Source organism: Priestia sp. ABM2_011, from assembly GCF_056158845.1.
In genome coordinates this window covers 2,330,648-2,345,653 of record NZ_JBSWUB010000001.1, presented here as the reverse complement: position 1 = coordinate 2,345,653, position 15,006 = coordinate 2,330,648, and the positions used below count along the sequence as shown (strand labels likewise).

General features: G+C 38.2%; 12 protein-coding genes. 3 read left to right on the top strand and 9 right to left on the bottom strand.

From position 1 onward, the window contains the following. Positions 1 to 37 precede the first annotated feature (37 nt). Entirely contained in the window at positions 38 to 1,087 is a 1,050-nt protein-coding gene (locus ACXAE4_RS12730) for an anthranilate phosphoribosyltransferase (RefSeq protein ID WP_028412816.1), read from the bottom strand. Positions 1,088 to 1,281: 194 nt separating this feature from the next. Between ACXAE4_RS12730 and ACXAE4_RS12725 the strand changes: the two genes are divergently transcribed. After that, positions 1,282 to 2,424, top strand: a complete 1,143-nt coding sequence (locus ACXAE4_RS12725) for a C40 family peptidase (protein ID WP_028412815.1) — start codon at positions 1,282 to 1,284, stop codon at positions 2,422 to 2,424. 80 nt (positions 2,425 to 2,504) lie between these two features. Here the strand turns inward: ACXAE4_RS12725 and ACXAE4_RS12720 are convergent, their stop codons facing one another. The 6 genes from ACXAE4_RS12720 to ACXAE4_RS12695 all read right to left on the bottom strand — a co-directional run bounded on the left by ACXAE4_RS12720 (position 2,505) and on the right by ACXAE4_RS12695 (position 8,265). Continuing rightward, positions 2,505 to 3,650, bottom strand: coding sequence for a 3D domain-containing protein (locus ACXAE4_RS12720; protein WP_035697134.1), 1,146 nt, complete (start codon positions 3,648 to 3,650; stop codon positions 2,505 to 2,507). Positions 3,651 to 4,079: 429 nt separating this feature from the next. Next, positions 4,080 to 4,829: an oxygen-insensitive NADPH nitroreductase gene (gene nfsA, locus ACXAE4_RS12715; protein WP_028412813.1), complete on the bottom strand. Its 750-nt coding sequence runs from the start codon at positions 4,827 to 4,829 to the stop codon at positions 4,080 to 4,082. A 92-nt stretch (positions 4,830 to 4,921) separates the two neighbouring features. Next, positions 4,922 to 6,055, bottom strand: a complete 1,134-nt coding sequence (locus ACXAE4_RS12710) for an MGDG synthase family glycosyltransferase (RefSeq protein ID WP_028412812.1) — start codon at positions 6,053 to 6,055, stop codon at positions 4,922 to 4,924. Continuing rightward, a complete protein-coding gene (locus tag ACXAE4_RS12705; protein ID WP_154973699.1) occupies positions 6,052 to 6,645 on the bottom strand; it encodes a DedA family protein in 594 nt (197 codons plus the stop codon). Before ACXAE4_RS12705 ends, ACXAE4_RS12710 begins: the two co-directional genes overlap by 4 nt. A 15-nt stretch (positions 6,646 to 6,660) precedes the next feature. After that, a complete protein-coding gene (locus ACXAE4_RS12700) occupies positions 6,661 to 7,371 on the bottom strand; it encodes a polysaccharide deacetylase family protein (protein ID WP_028412810.1) in 711 nt (236 codons plus the stop codon). A gap of 291 nt (positions 7,372 to 7,662) precedes the next feature. Then, positions 7,663 to 8,265, bottom strand: coding sequence for an alpha/beta hydrolase (locus tag ACXAE4_RS12695; protein ID WP_475236141.1), 603 nt, complete (start codon positions 8,263 to 8,265; stop codon positions 7,663 to 7,665). Positions 8,266 to 9,087: 822 nt separating this feature from the next. Here ACXAE4_RS12695 and ACXAE4_RS12690 point away from each other — a divergent pair. Then, positions 9,088 to 10,878 carry a transglycosylase domain-containing protein gene (locus ACXAE4_RS12690; RefSeq protein WP_028412808.1) on the top strand — a complete coding sequence of 597 codons (1,791 nt, stop codon included), beginning with the start codon at positions 9,088 to 9,090 and terminating at the stop codon, positions 10,876 to 10,878. Between the two features lie 36 nt (positions 10,879 to 10,914). Here ACXAE4_RS12690 and ACXAE4_RS12685 read toward each other — a convergent pair whose 3' ends face one another. Further along, positions 10,915 to 12,246, bottom strand: a complete 1,332-nt coding sequence (locus ACXAE4_RS12685) for a polysaccharide biosynthesis protein (RefSeq protein WP_013057669.1) — start codon at positions 12,244 to 12,246, stop codon at positions 10,915 to 10,917. A gap of 294 nt (positions 12,247 to 12,540) precedes the next feature. After that, on the bottom strand, positions 12,541 to 13,458 hold the full coding sequence (locus ACXAE4_RS12680; RefSeq protein ID WP_028412807.1) for a DMT family transporter: 918 nt from the start codon (positions 13,456 to 13,458) through the stop codon (positions 12,541 to 12,543). 151 nt (positions 13,459 to 13,609) lie between these two features. Between ACXAE4_RS12680 and ACXAE4_RS12675 the strand changes: the two genes are divergently transcribed. Further along, the gene (locus ACXAE4_RS12675; RefSeq protein WP_098113307.1) at positions 13,610 to 14,986 is read left to right on the top strand and encodes an aminotransferase-like domain-containing protein; all 1,377 of its coding nucleotides are present in this window, start codon (positions 13,610 to 13,612) and stop codon (positions 14,984 to 14,986) included. Positions 14,987 to 15,006: the final 20 nt, after the last annotated feature.

The window sequence follows — 15,006 nt, the reverse complement described above, 5'->3', positions numbered from 1 at the left end:
CTTTCGATAAAAAAAGATGAGCATATTTGCTCACCTTTTACTCTTCTGAAATCACTTGTGTTTTCCATTTCTGCAGGTGTTTCCAACCTAGACCTTCAGCTAGCTGACGTTTTGCATAGTCTACTCCTTCTTCAATAGAAGTTTCATAGCCAAATAAATAATAGCGCAAGCCGGCGTTTAATACTACTTGATTATAGACATAAGTCAGTTCGGAAGAAGATTCACCCTCCAAAATGCGCGTCACATATGCCGCTTGTTTTTCAACACTTATTTTCTTTTCAAAGTGTTCTTCTTCCACAAACAGTCCGTATTCTTTTGGATTGACAATAAACGACTCCATCTCTCCTTCTGAGATAGTAAAAACAAAGCTGCTTCTATGTACAGGTACATCTTCAGATCCTTCTATACCTTGCACCACGTATACATGTTTAAACGGGAGCGAAGCAAAAATGGGCACAATTTTGTTAATGGCCGTGCGGTGAAAAGCGCCCATCATTAAAGAAGAAGCATTTGATAAATTTAATAGTTTTTCAACCGTATTAATTAGTGTTCTTACGCCAATTTCATGACGAATTTGTTTGATGCGACTAAGAGGATAAGAGATTGTTTCAGCATTTACAAAGCCAATTTTTAATGTTTCTAACGTATGACCGATGTCTTCAATCGTTTGAGCTTGAGGGATCTGTAATGAATGAAGTACATCTTCAATCGTTGTTCCAAACTTTGGAGGAAGCGCTTCTGTACAGTGTAAAAAAGCTGGCACACCTCTTTCAGCTAATAAAATCGATACAGGAATGGTCGCAAAAAATGAATTTCTCCCTGCATAAGGGCTTGCAAAATCAATTGATTTATCTTTTAACGGCTGAGACAGCGGTATCTCTTTTGTTTTTTCGCGAAAAGCATGAACGAATCCCAATAGTTCATCTGCATTTTCGGTTTTAATGCGTTCCGCAATAAAAAAAGCAGCGACCTGAGCATCCGTAGCTTGTCCAGAAGCGATTAAGCGAGCTGCTTCTTTTGCTTGTTCATACGTTAAGTCAGTTGATCCTCTTTTTCCGCGCGCTATTTCTTTGATAAATTGTTGCATATCGTACACTTCCTTTTTAACTGAATATTTGTACATTGTATCACATATTTCCTTTGCTCCTTAGATTATCTTCTATCAGGTACGCAAACTGCTAAAAAATATGAAATTAAAGGAAAAGTACTAGTTCTTTTATAACCTAATATAGTATAATCTATCTGCTATACTATTATTTGGATATTTGGGGGACTTTACAAATGAAAAAAGAGAAACTACTTGTACCATTTATAGCAGCATCCGTTTTAGTAGGAGCATCGGTGACAACGCCTGTTTTTAGCCACTCTGCTTATGCTGCTTCTTCTGTGAGCGTTTATCAAAAAGACGTTAATTCGCTAGCAGATTATTACGCACCATTTTATAAAACCGTAGAAAAAAAGCTAAAAGAAATTGAAGGAATAAAAGATGACGAAAAAGCGTTAGCGGCATATGATCAGCTTGCGGATCAAATTGACCAGTTTCTAACAAAGACTGATAAAAATTACGCGATGAATCATCTTAATTCAGAAGCTGATCAGCTTCAAGGGTATTTATATGACAGCTTAATTGCTCTTTACAATTACATTGTAGATCTTGAAGACTATGCGTATGGAGATGTAAGTGACGCGGAATTTAATAAGATCTCTGCAAATTTTGAAAAAGAAATCAACGCATACAATACGCAATTTCAGCAAAAAGCGAAGAGCTATAAAACGAAGCGAAAAGTAACGTTTAGCGCAAATATGAGTTATTTGCTTGATGAAGATATTCAACCTTCACCAACAGCTCCATCTACACCGGCTGATAACAATGGCACCTACACGGTGAAAAAGGGAGACACGCTGACAGCAGTCGCTAAAAAGTACGGCATGACGGTAGCTGAATTAAAAAAATTAAACAATTTAAAAACAGATGCGCTAAAAGTTGGACAAGTGCTGAAAGTGAAAAGTACAAGCGCACCTGCGCCGGCTCCAGCACCCCAAACTTCTGTTAGTGCAAAACAGCAGCAAATCGTATCGTATGCCAAAACGCTAATTGGAAAGCCATATAAATATGGAGGAACGACACCAAAAGGTTTTGATGTATCAGGGTACACACAGTATGTATATAAAAACGCGGGTTCAACTATTTCTATCCCCCGTACAGTAGCAGATCAGTATAAAAGCGGAACGGACGTAAAGCAAAACAGTCTGCAGGCTGGAGATTTAGTTTTCTTTAAAAACGGCAAATCCGTTTCAGTCGTAGGAATTTACCTAGACAAACAAGAATTCATTTATGTCAGCAGCAAAGGCGTTAAAACGCAATCACTTTCAACAGCGTACTGGAAAAACAGCTATGCGGGCGCAAAGCGTATTATAAAGTAAAAAGAGGTGCCTTATGGCACCTCTTTTGTTTTACTAGCTATGTATTTCTATACTAGACTAGCAATTTTATAAAGAACTTCTTAGTTCATAACCGTGATTTTAACAGATTTTCTTCCGAACTGTTGAGCATCACCTTCAGAAGGAACGAATACATCGATTCGATTGCCTTTAATTGCTCCACCTGTATCGGCAGCTACAGCTTCACCATAGCCTTCTACATAAACTTTCGAACCTAACGGAATAACACTAGGATCAACAGCGATTACTTTTTGGTTTGGATTTGCTTTTAAATCCACTCCTGTAGCAGTTGTACCGCTACATCCAGCGCAATTAGCCGTATAGGCAGTTGCTTCAACTGTCATTGATTTGCCGCTGGCTTGTTGTGACGATTCAGCAGGTTGTTGTTGTTTTTGAGCTTGTTCAGCTTGAGCTTGCTGCTGCTCTTTTTGAGCTTGTTCAGCTTGAGCTTGCTGCTGCTCTTTTTGAGCTTGTTCAGCCTGAGCTTGCTGCTGCTCTTTTTGAGCTTGTTCAGCTTGAGCTTGCTGCTGTTCTTTTTGAGCTTGTTCAGCTTGAGCTTGCTGCTGCTCTTTTTGAGCTTGTTCAGCTTGAGCTTGCTGCTGCTCTTTTTGAGCTTGTTCAGCCTGAGCTTGCTGCTGCTCTTTTTGAGCTTGTTCAGCTTGAGCTTGCTGCTGTTCTTTTTGAGCTTGTTCAGCTTGAGCTTGCTGCTGCTCTTTTTGAGCTTGTTCAGCTTGAGCTTGCTGCTGTTCTTCTTGAGTTTGTTCAGCCGGCGCTTGAGCTTGCTGAGTTTCTGGAGCAGCTTGGGCTACTGAAGGGCTTGATTGCTGAGCTTGGCCGTTTGGAGACTGAATTTTTAGTTGTTCGCCAGGATAAATTAAATCTGACTTCAGTCCGTTCCATTCTTTAATTTGATCTACCGTCACGCCGTATTGCTGGCTGATGGACCATAATGTATTTCCTTGCTGAACTTTGTGCGTCATTTCTTTTATAGTAGCTACGTTTAATTCTTGATTTGGATAAATAATATTAGATGTTAAGTTATTTGCATCTTTTAGCTCGTCTACGCTCACGCTGTGCTTTTGAGCGACTTTCCATAACGTATCACCTTTTTCTACGTGATACGTTCCGCTTGTAGAAGCAGAAGCTGCACCTACAAATCCCGCTGAAAGGATTGCTGTTGTTCCTAGAGTAAATATAAATTTTTTCATTACGAATACCTCCTTATTTACTCAATGATTGAATGATATCATCCTCACATTTCACAGCCGTTACAGAGCCATGCTACTTTTATTACAAAACTTAACAAAAAGGAACGTTTAAACGTAATATTTCTGATAATTTGGCTATATGATGAAACGTTTCTACTTTTTACTGCTTTTTATTGTTGTTTTAACCAAAATAGTTAAATTTCTCTATCATTGCTGGCTATGCCTCTTCTTTTTTATTGACCATTTAACGGGTATATTAAGTTTTTTTCGTAACAAAAAAGAGGTTGGAAATGAATCCAGTCAACTGCTAGAAGGAACTACATAAATGAAACCTATGTTCACCATAACAAAAAAAGCGAACCGCTCATCAAAGATTCTGATGAGCGGTTCGCTTTTCAATTCGGCTAAACTACTTTTGTCCCAGCCTTTTTATTTCTTATTAAATCCTTGCTTTTCAACAAATTCTTTCATGTACATACGCTTAGGATTGGAAAGCATTTCAGCCATTTGACCAGTCCATGTGTCTTGGCGTTTGCCATTTGTTCGTTCGTTGTAATAAGCAGAAATTTCTTCGTTATACGTCGTTAATTCTTTTTTCGTCTGCTCATGGTTTGGCTCATATGTTTCTTCATGATACACATGTTTAAATGGTAAGCGCGGCTTTTTATCCGTCATACCCGCTGGATGTCCAACCGTTAGACCAAATAACGGGATTACATGATGAGGCAGTTTTAACAATTTGCTTACTTCTTCTAATTCGTTACGCAAACCGCCAATATAACAAGCTCCAAGTCCCATTGATTCAGCAGCAAGCGTTGCATTTTGCGCAGCAAGGGCAACGTCAATAATAGCTACCATGAACTGCTCTGTGCTTTCGAGCGCTGTCGATAAATCTTTTTTCTCCATTTCTGCAATGACATCATGACGATGAAAGTCAGCGCAAAATACAAAGAAGTGTCCATTTGTTTCTACGTAAGGCTGATTTCCTGCTAATTGGGCAAGCTTTCGCTTCGTTTCTTTATCTTTTACTCCAATAATGGAGTACGCTTGAATATAGCTTGATGTGGAAGCTGCCTGTGCGCTTTCTACAATCGTCTGAATTTGCTCTTCCGACAATGGTTTGTCTTCATATTTGCGAATAGAACGATGATTTAAAATCGTTTCAATAACTGAGTTCATATTGTAATCTCCTTTTACTTCATTTAACCTTCTACAGATGTTATATCTACAGTTAGTTTATCGAATGTAAAAAGAAATAACCAATGTTCTGCTTAAAATTGATTTTGACTTGTCTCATATCGATACAGCTTAAAGTGATCTGCAAGCACGCGATCTACTTTTACTTCTAAGCTGTCTACATATTCGTCCATTCGTTTTATCAACCGGTTTCGTTTCACATCATTTTCTAAAATGTTCTTAAGCTGCTGTTCAAAGGCTTCAGCATCATTAAGCGGTATCAGCAGCTCTTTTTCTTTTAGATATTCAATGTTAATTTGTTCTTGACCGGGAAGAGATGAATGAATAAAAATAGGTAGTCTCTTATGAAGGGCTTCGCTAATTGTAACGCCTCCTGCTTTTGTGACAATGGCATCTGCTCCTTCATATAAATCATTCATTTTCTCTCTTGATTTTACATACGGGACCGCTTTAACTTTCGGGTGGTTTAGTTTCACTAGTTCTTGATACAACTTTTTATTTTTTCCACACAGCACATAATACATATACGTACAGTTTTGCGGAAGCTGCTGAAGCATTTTGCGTACATTCCCAAGGCCCGAATTTCCGCCGGCAATCAGGATATGCTTCTGTGGCATGAGATGGTCAATCCGTCTTTTTAAAAACGCTTTATGAACGGGAATGCCCGTTACATAAATAGAAGACTCTTTTACACCGTGAACGTTTTGTAGAAATGCTTTCGTATCCTGATCAGGCACGCAGTGAAGCTCGATTCCATTTTTACCCCATACGTCGCTTACTAAGAAGTCGGTGTATACGTTTATAATAGGAAGATCAATGATTCCTTTTTCTTTTAAGCCGCTTAATACACAGGAAGGAAAGCTGTGTGTGCAAACAATGACGTCGGGCTGCTCTGCATCAATTAATTTCTTCATATGATATTCGATAATCGGCCACTTTTTCACGACAAAATCATCCATCGTATGGTCGTTTTTTTTGTATACATGCCCGTAATAAAATTTTTCAAACTGCTTTGGAAAAACAGAAATCCATTTCATGTATATCGATGAAATCATTTGTTCAAGCGGTTTGCTCCAATAGCTTAAACAATCAATTTTTTGACAAATAACGTGGGAAAAACGTTCCATGATGGCATCCATAACGGCGTCTGCTACTTGGTGATGACCAGATGGCATCTGAAAAAGCGGCAAGAACAGAACCTTCCTCATTGACCATCCCTCCTCTCAAGACGTTTTCGGTTTCTTTTTCTTTTTATAAGTAAATAAATAACAAAAAAAGCTACAGCTCCCATAATGATATACGAAATATGAATCCGGTCTCCTACATAGTAACCTAGAACGAGAAAAGAAAGGACCCATACTAGACTGCCTACCAACGATAACAGCAAATAAAGCAAAAACGGATAGCGACTTATTCCTGCCATATATGGGCTAATTTGACGTAAGCCTGGAATATATAAACCAAATAAAATGGTCCATATCCCATATTTATGGTAGCTGCCGCTTGCCGCTTCAATTTTCTCTTTGGTTAACCCTACGTATTTTCCGTATTTATCAAAAAATGGGGTTCCCGCATACCTTCCTAGCCCGTAAGCAGTAAGCATTCCAGTTATAACACCTAAAAAAGCAAAAAGAGATGATTCGTATAAGTTCAGCTGATGTTTGGCAATAAACATGCCTAATAATATTAAAAATGATTCTTCAGGCGCTGGAATTCCAACGATCCCACAAAAAAGTACAAGTAAAATAACAATATAACCATAGGAATGTATATACTGAGAAATAATTGTTAAGTCCACTGCTCGCTCCTCTATTTACGATTGATTCATCAATTGCTGCATGGTTATACTTTCATACCCTTGCTGTTTTAAGTAAGGTAAAAATTCTTCTAACGCCGCAATCGTCATTTCAGGTGCTTTTTCATCTGCTCCCGGGGTATCTCCATTATCGTGTAAAACAAAAATGGCTCCATCTTCTACTTTACTCATTAGTTTTTGAACTAATGCCGTTTTCGTTGTTTTTAGTGTCCAATCCTGAAAGATTCCTGTCCAAATCACGAGGTGATATGGCTTGGCCATTAATAAACTGCTCATATTTAAATGTCCCCACGGCGGACGATAAAAAAGCGGCTTTTGATTTGTTACTTTCTCTATAACCTGTGCACATTGATGAATTTGTCTTTTTAATTGCCAAGGTGTTTGCGTCCATGCACTCACGTGACGATGATGATGTATAGCTACTTCATGTCCTTCATCAATCATCCTGTTTAAAATAGACGGGTGTTTTTCCCCTAGTTCTCCCACAATAAAAAAAGTAGCTTTCATTTCATGCAGTTTGAACAAGTCCAAAATTTTTGGCGTATAAACAGGATGAGGCCCATCGTCAAATGTTATAGCTATTTTATGCTTTTTTGCCCCTTTTATTATGACTGATGAATGATAGCGACGGTAAAGGGTTTGCGAAATAATGGTATATACACATATAACCATTAGAACGAAAAGTAAAACAATAAAAAAACGAGTCATATGCTTTTAACCATCCTTTTGAATTTAAATCCTGCATTTATTATAACGGTTTACTCAGACTTTGGTTTCATTTTTTTGTGATAGAAGCCAGGAATTTTAAAATAATTTGATACTTTACCTAAAAATAGCTGTTCTGCAAGGATATACCGGAAATAAAATGATATCATAAAATTTCCCTTCATTCAGTAAAAAAAAGTACTTTTTACCATTTATATCTATCTTTTGTATGATAACTGTCCTTGTTTTTTGAAAATAAAAAAACTTCCCGCACGAGTGCGGAAAGTTTTGAAATTAAAATTTTGACCGATACCATTTTTCAGCTGCTTCAATTTCTGTTCGTGTTAACTGATGTCCAAATGATTCCCAATGGACCTGTACGTCCGCTCCGGCTTTTTCTAAAAGAGCAGAAAGTTCTTCCGTTTCTGATGCTGGGCAAATAGGATCGTTTGTACCTGCGCCGATAAAGATAGAGGCGTCGGTCTTAGGCACTTCACTTCCTCTTCTTGGAACCATCGGATGAAGAAGAGCCGCCCCTTTTAAAGAATTCTCATAATGAAACAGCAAACTTCCTGCAATATTGGCACCATTTGAGTAGCCTACAGCTACGATGTTGTGTCGGTCGAATGAATATGTTTCAGCCGCTTCATCTAAAAATTGATGAAGTTCTTTTGTACGTTCAATTAAATCTTCTATATCAAATATTCCTTCTTGTAAACGTCTAAAGAAACGGGGCATTCCGTTTTCTAGTACATTTCCTCTTACAGATAATACGGAGCAAGAGGAATCAATCATATCTGCAACAGGGAGCAAATTTTGTTCTGTACCTCCTGTACCATGCAACAGCAATAAAGTCGGTTTCGTCTCGTCCGTTCCTTTTTTAAAAATATGTTTCACGTATATCCACTCCTTTTAAATATCTCGAATTAAAGATAATTTTATTATAAGAACTTTCGAAGCATTTGTAAAGGAACTACTGTCAAAGAAATACCTGTATGTTTTGCTGGCAGTATCACATAATACTGAATAACTTCATATGGCCATTGCTCATATGCAGCTAGGTATTTAATTCGTTTGACTTACAGCGGGTAAAGAAATATTCCACTTTTATCTAAGTGCTCCCGTCAAAAGGTGGATAATAATTAAAACTCGCCCGTCCTCCTTCGTATAAAAAGTGCCCTAGTCTGATAAATTAGTTAATTTTTTCTTTATTTCGTTACTTTCAACAGATATCAGCATTTATACCCGAGCGTACTAAATCGTATTTCTTATGCGTGTTATAACAACTTTTTTCTATGAGAAACAGAACGTAAAATACCCCCTTGGTTTTTCATAAAGGGGAACAAAGCCCCGAATGGTGCTTTATACGACTTTATTTGACAAACACAAATTTATGGGTAAACTAAGTTCAGATGATTGTATTTCACTTTGTTTCAGTTTAATAAAAAAACGAAGCATCTGCGAGTAAGCAAAAAATAACTGCGTAAAGAGCTATTTATGTCAATCGTCTTATACCCTAAAAACTTACCTGCACTTGAATAATAGCCTTTATTAAACTTAGCGCGTCAGCTTGTAAACGTTAATACTTTATCACCCATCTCTTTGTTAAAAGATTGAATGGGTCAACAAACTTCAGCATTCTTTACATAACGACCTTGTAAAGACGAAGAATGTAGCTATGTGTGAACATGGAATTATTACTTAGTGGAGTGAACCAACATGAGGAAATTTATTTTAGCCTTTTTAGTCGTTGTTTTAATTGTAATGCTAGGAGTTACCTATGTATTAAAGCAATTTCAGCAAACGGCTGATTTATCTTACTCGAAACTGCAGTCGGTTCAAAGTACGGTAGTCTATGACAAAAATGACCGTAAGATTGACGAATTGTATAAAACCGTTCCCCGTCAAAATGTTTCGAGCAATGAAATTCCCGATTATGTAAAAATGGCGTTTGTTGCAACGGAAGACCGTCGCTTTTACAAGCATTTTGGGATTGATTTACAAGGTATTGGCCGCGCCCTTTTTAAGAACATTGTAACAATGAGTAAAGCTGAAGGCGCAAGTACCATTACACAGCAGTTAGCAAGAAATCTTTACTTATCTAGTGATAAGACCATTAAACGTAAAGTAGATGAAATGTTTCTATCACTAGGCTTAGAAAGACAATTTACAAAAGATCAAATTTTGGAATTATATTTAAATCAAATTTATTTCGGAAGCGGTGTATACGGTATTGGTGCAGCTTCTCAGATTTATTTTAATAAGCCTGTATCAGATTTAACCGTAGGCGAAGCTGCGCTTTTAGCAGGACTCCCAAAAGCGCCGAGTACGTATTCACCAAGCAATAGTACAGAAAAAGCAACAGCCCGACGAAACGTTGTATTGAAACTGATGCATGACCAAAACGTTATTAGCGATACTCAGTATCAGCAAGCGTTAAATGAACGTGTAGTCGAGCCTAGTATTCCGGTTAAAAAACCGAACTCAAATCAAGCATTTATTGATTATGTAATTAAAGAAGCTGCTCAACAATATGGCGTATCTGCTGATGACCTTTATAAGGGTGGTTATGCCATCTATACAGATTTAGATCCTAATTTACAGGAATCGATTAATAACTCTGTAGCAAATCATACGTTCCGAGATGATGCCATCAACAGTAAAGTAGAGGTTGGGATTTCAGCTGTCAACCCTAAAACAGGTGGGATTTCAGCGATGTATGGAGGGCGCAGCTATGAGCGAAACGGCTTAAACCGTGCTACAAGCGGCTATCAGCTTGGTTCAGCTATTAAGCCTTTAGCCGTATATGGTCCAGCCTTAGAAACTGGAGATTATACACCAACTTCACTCTTAAGTGACGAACGACAAGACTTTGGCGGTGGATATAGCCCTAAAAACGCAGAAGGTGAATATCAAAAGCATGTGACAATGCGTGAAGCACTTACTCGTTCACTTAACGTTCCAGCTGTTTGGCTTTTAAAACAAATTGGTATTGATACAAGCGCAAAATTCATGGAAAAAGCTGGACTTCCTCTTGAAGATGACGATAAGTCAAAATTAGGGCTTGCTCTTGGAGGAACGACGACAACGTTCTCTCCCCTTCAGTTAGCACAAGGATATACAACCTTCGCTAACAAAGGCGTCATGACTAAGCCGTACGCAATTCGAAAAATTGAGATGCGCGACGGTGAAGTGAAAAAGCCAGACATTCAGACAGAGCGAGTAATGAGTGAAGAAAATGCGGATACAATGACATCCATGCTGCAAGACGTAATTGAAAAAAGCTATGGAACAGGTGTTAACGCTCGTTCTTCACGAGATGCTGCAGGTAAAACCGGTACAACCAACGACGTCAAAGATGCTTGGTTTGTCGGGTATACCGATGATGCAGTCGTTTCTATCCACGCTGGCTTTGATAATGCTAATTCTACGCAAACAACGAAATACTTATCAGGCGGCGGCGGACAAGACCCTGCTACACTGTTTAGCTCAATTATGAATAACTGGTAACCAAAAAACCTCCAACTTCACTGTTGGAGGTTTTTTTTAAGATAAATGCGTTTTATGCTTAAGTGAAAAAAAGGAAACGTTAATGACTTTGCAAATCGTTACATAATGCAGAACGGTCAAAACAACCACGCCACAGTTCATCCCGATAATAATTCCCTGCATGCCAATATTTGTTTGTGATCCTAAGAAAAACATCAGGGAAAAAGAGACAATATGAGACCAAATCGTATGATAAAAAGCATCTTTTACATAGCCGAGTCCAATTAAATAAGCTTGAAGCGGGACGGCAAAGAAGTGAAAAAGAAAATACGGCCATAAAGCCTTTAGATAGTACACGGCTTCTGTAGAATGAAAAAACAAGTTAGTAAGCGGCTCAGCAAAGAAATACATCGCCACTATAGACGGAATCCCATATAAAAATGTCATTTGCATACTTTGAGTCAAAAGTCTTTGAAGCTGTTCTTCCTGATTTTTCGCATGAGCTTCAGATACAGCAGGTATGAGTGCTACTAAAAGAGAGTGAGCAAAGAAAGCCGGAAAAAAGCCGATCGACATCGCTACCCCTGTTAGCATACCAAAATGCTGCGTTGCCCCGGTTAACGTCATGCCCGATAAAACGAGCGCGTGTTTGATTAAAAACGGCTGAATAGCATTACATACCGCATTAAATAAACGCAGTCCCGTGGTCGGAAGTGAGACGCCTAACAGCTTTTTCCGAATCTCACTTGGAGAAAGCAGAGGCCTGTGCCCTCTTGATAAAACACTTAACTGAGTAACATACGTGATAAAAAAATAAAGCAAAATAACAGCTTCGGTTCCAATCAGTGTACAAATCGCAATAAACAGAGACATTTTAACATCTGTGAAAGCGAACATTTGAAAAACAACAAATAAAATAGTTAGCTGAAAGGCTTTGCGAATAAAATTAGACACAGCGATGGTCGTCATATTATTTTTACCCGTAAAATATCCACGAAGCACCGCTGAAAATGAAACAACCGGAATGAAACATAGTACAACCCATTTCAAGTAAGGATGATAGTGACTGAAAAATGGAAAGGCTGCTAATACGGCCAGTGTAATAAAAAAGATCCCCAAGCTCACAGCAGTCGCAAAAATGGTGGCATGCTTCATCATATGCTGATGTTCTTTGCGATGATGTTCAGCAAGAAATTTAGAAATAGAAATAGGCAGTTCTAAGTTGGCTACGGTGGCAATAAGAAAAATGATAGGAAGAACAGTCATGTACATGCCCATGCCTTCCCTTCCTAATTCTCTAGCAAGTACCATATTTACAAGAAATTCAATTAACTCTCCTGCAAAGGCAGCACCTGCTAGAATAAACGTTCCTTTTAAAAAAGTGTTCATCTCGTTATCTCCTCTATCTCCCGTCCTTTTTCATCACTACCTCTTCTCTCTATGTATATGACAAGCCCAATACGAATTATTTGTCTAATTGTATTTTTTCGGTGTACAAGTTCTTGTATAATGTTCAACCTATGTGAAAAAAAACCGTTATATACCTTTTTTACATAGGAAATTCATTCATTTCTTATCTTTTGGCTCTTGAAACTTACATAGAAAAACAGGAGACTGAATGAACCTGCCGATTGCTAACGGAAATAGAGCATGCTGTTTTAATGTAACAAATTTACATATTAGTTAAGCGTCTTTATTCATCATTTTCTGGGGATGCACTTCTTTTTTTGATACCGAGGCGTTTTTGCCTAGTACAACCGAAAAGACAACAATTATTGCTATAGCAAGAGTAAAAAGTGTAATTGATTCGCCTAGAAATAGAGCTGCAAACAGAATCATTAAAAACGGCTGCAAATATTGAACCTGGCTAACTCTGGCTATTCCCCCCATAGCCATCCCGCTGTACCAAGCAACGTATGCTAAAAATTGACTCACGACTGATAGATAAATTAAACTAACCCACGCTTTTAAAGGCGCATGAAGCATTTCAGCTGTAATGCTTAGTCCCACTGGAATCATAAAAAATGGCGCACCGATGATAATGGCCCAAGCAATTACCTGCCAGCTGCCTAATTCTCTTGCTAACACCCCTCCTTCTGCGTAGCTCAGTCCAAGTATCAGCACCGCTGCTAGTAGAGCGGCATCGGCAAACTGCAGTTGACCAAATCCGAGGTGAAGAGCATACACGATAACAGCTGCAGAACCAATCATGCTTGATATCCAGAATTTGAAAGAAGGACGTTCACCTCCTCTAAACATCGCAAAACCGGCTGTGGCTAATGGTAAAAGAGCGAGTTCAACCGCTCCGTGAGAAACAGGCAATGATTTCATTGCCCAGGAAGTGAGCAGAGGAAACCCTAAAACTGCGCCTAAAGCAACGATCAGCAGACTTTTAAATTGGCGAAGAGAAGGAAATTTTTCTTTTCGTACAATCAATATCACAGCTACTAAGATAGCAGCTATAGCTGTTCTTCCTAAACCGGCGACTGTCGTTCCGAAATACTCGACTGCAACACTTGTAGAAGGAAGGGTTAAGCTAAAACAGATAACGCCTACTACCCCTAACAATAAGCCGATTTTCTCTCTCGTTTCTTTTTGCATCTTACCCTACCCCTGTCTTTTTATTTTTTCAGAACTGTACCATTTTTCTAAAAAAAGTTCTGATATAATTAAAAGGATAGCGCAGGACAACTAGTAAAATAAATCATTCTTTTACCTAACTGTACGGGTACAAATTAAAGGAGTAGGACCTATGAGTTTGAAATATCTAAAAATCATGGAAGAAATTAAGCTTGGCCTAGCAAATGGATCGCTTATTGCAGGTGGTAAACTCCCTTCTGTTCGCCGACTCTCCCACCATTTTTCGTGCAGCAAGAATACCGTTATTAAAGCGTACAGCGAATTAGAAAAAGAGCATTTAATTTATTCTGTTCCTAAAAGCGGCTACTACGTTGTGGCAGAATTTCAACATAGGACGAATGAAAACGAAGTGATTGATTTCTTGTCTGCTGGTCCAGATAAAAACGTTATGCCTTATCTTGAATTTCAGCATTGTATAAACCAAGCAATTGAACACTACAAAGAAGAGCTTTTTACATACTCTGATCAACAAGGCTCTTACTCATTACGGGTACAGTTAGTGAAACACTTGCAGAATCTACAGGTGTTCACTCAAGCTGAAAGGTTAGTTGTTGTATCCGGGTCTCAGCAAGCTCTTCACTTATTAGTTTCTATGCCCTTTCCAAATGGAAAAAATAATATCCTGATTGAACAGCCCACTTATTTCGGTTTTATCGAATCTCTTATCCTGCACCAAGCTACTACTTTTGGGATCGAGCTATCGATGGAAGGGATTGATCTTGATCGTTTGGAGTACATTTTCCGAAATAATGACATAAAATTTTTCTATATTATTCCAAGGTTTCACAATCCTCTTGGGCATTGTTATACAAATTTTGAGAAGAAAAAAATCGTGGAGCTGGCCGAAAAATACGATGTATATATAGTGGAGGATGACTTTTTGGGCGACCTTGATCCCGATGCAAAATCAGATCCTTTATTTTCTTTTAATCCTTCTGGACGAGTTATTTACATTAAAAGCTTTTCGAAAATTTTTCTTCCCGGGTTACGCATTGCTGCTGTCGTGCTTCCTTCGTTAATGAATAGCAACTTTTTACGATATAAATTCAGTTCGGATTTTAATAGTTCAGCGCTTTCTCAAGGTGCTCTTGAAATTTATTTAAAAAGCGGCATGTTTACTAGTCATCTTAAAAAGATAAAAGAGGTATACCATACCAAAATGCAAACTCTTGTAGAAGCTTGTGATTCATTGCTGCCGGCTCATACACATTTTTCTAAACCAACTTCAGGATTCTATTTATCTATTAGTTTGCCTGAGCATGTAACAGCAAAACAGATCGTTCACATGCTAAACGAGCAGCACATATATGTTGATGATGCTTCTAGATTTTTTTTACCAGAATATAAACGAAACACGCTTCTCCGATTAAGCATCTCACAAGTAAATAAGAATACGATCAAACGAGGGATTGAACAGCTGGCTCAGTGCATTACTTTAATTGATGATAGAAAACATCATCCTATTCCAAATAACCTTTTCCCCTTGTAGAATGGGAATTTAACGGACAT

Bases quoted from the DNA above. Each gene is read 5' to 3' on its own strand.
- ACXAE4_RS12675 (WP_098113307.1), top strand. From the start codon at position 13,610: ATGAGTTTGAAATATCTAAAAATCATGGAAGAAATTAAGCTTGGCCTA.
- ACXAE4_RS12690 (WP_028412808.1), top strand. From the start codon at position 9,088: ATGAGGAAATTTATTTTAGCCTTTTTAGTCGTTGTTTTAATTGTAATG.
- ACXAE4_RS12725 (WP_028412815.1), top strand. From the start codon at position 1,282: ATGAAAAAAGAGAAACTACTTGTACCATTTATAGCAGCATCCGTTTTA.
- ACXAE4_RS12710 (WP_028412812.1), bottom strand. From the start codon at position 6,055: ATGAGGAAGGTTCTGTTCTTGCCGCTTTTTCAGATGCCATCTGGTCAT.
- ACXAE4_RS12685 (WP_013057669.1), bottom strand. From the start codon at position 12,246: ATGAACACTTTTTTAAAAGGAACGTTTATTCTAGCAGGTGCTGCCTTT.
- ACXAE4_RS12720 (WP_035697134.1), bottom strand. From the start codon at position 3,650: ATGAAAAAATTTATATTTACTCTAGGAACAACAGCAATCCTTTCAGCG.
- ACXAE4_RS12680 (WP_028412807.1), bottom strand. From the start codon at position 13,458: ATGCAAAAAGAAACGAGAGAGAAAATCGGCTTATTGTTAGGGGTAGTA.
- nfsA (WP_028412813.1), bottom strand. From the start codon at position 4,829: ATGAACTCAGTTATTGAAACGATTTTAAATCATCGTTCTATTCGCAAA.
- ACXAE4_RS12730 (WP_028412816.1), bottom strand. From the start codon at position 1,087: ATGCAACAATTTATCAAAGAAATAGCGCGCGGAAAAAGAGGATCAACT.
- ACXAE4_RS12700 (WP_028412810.1), bottom strand. From the start codon at position 7,371: ATGACTCGTTTTTTTATTGTTTTACTTTTCGTTCTAATGGTTATATGT.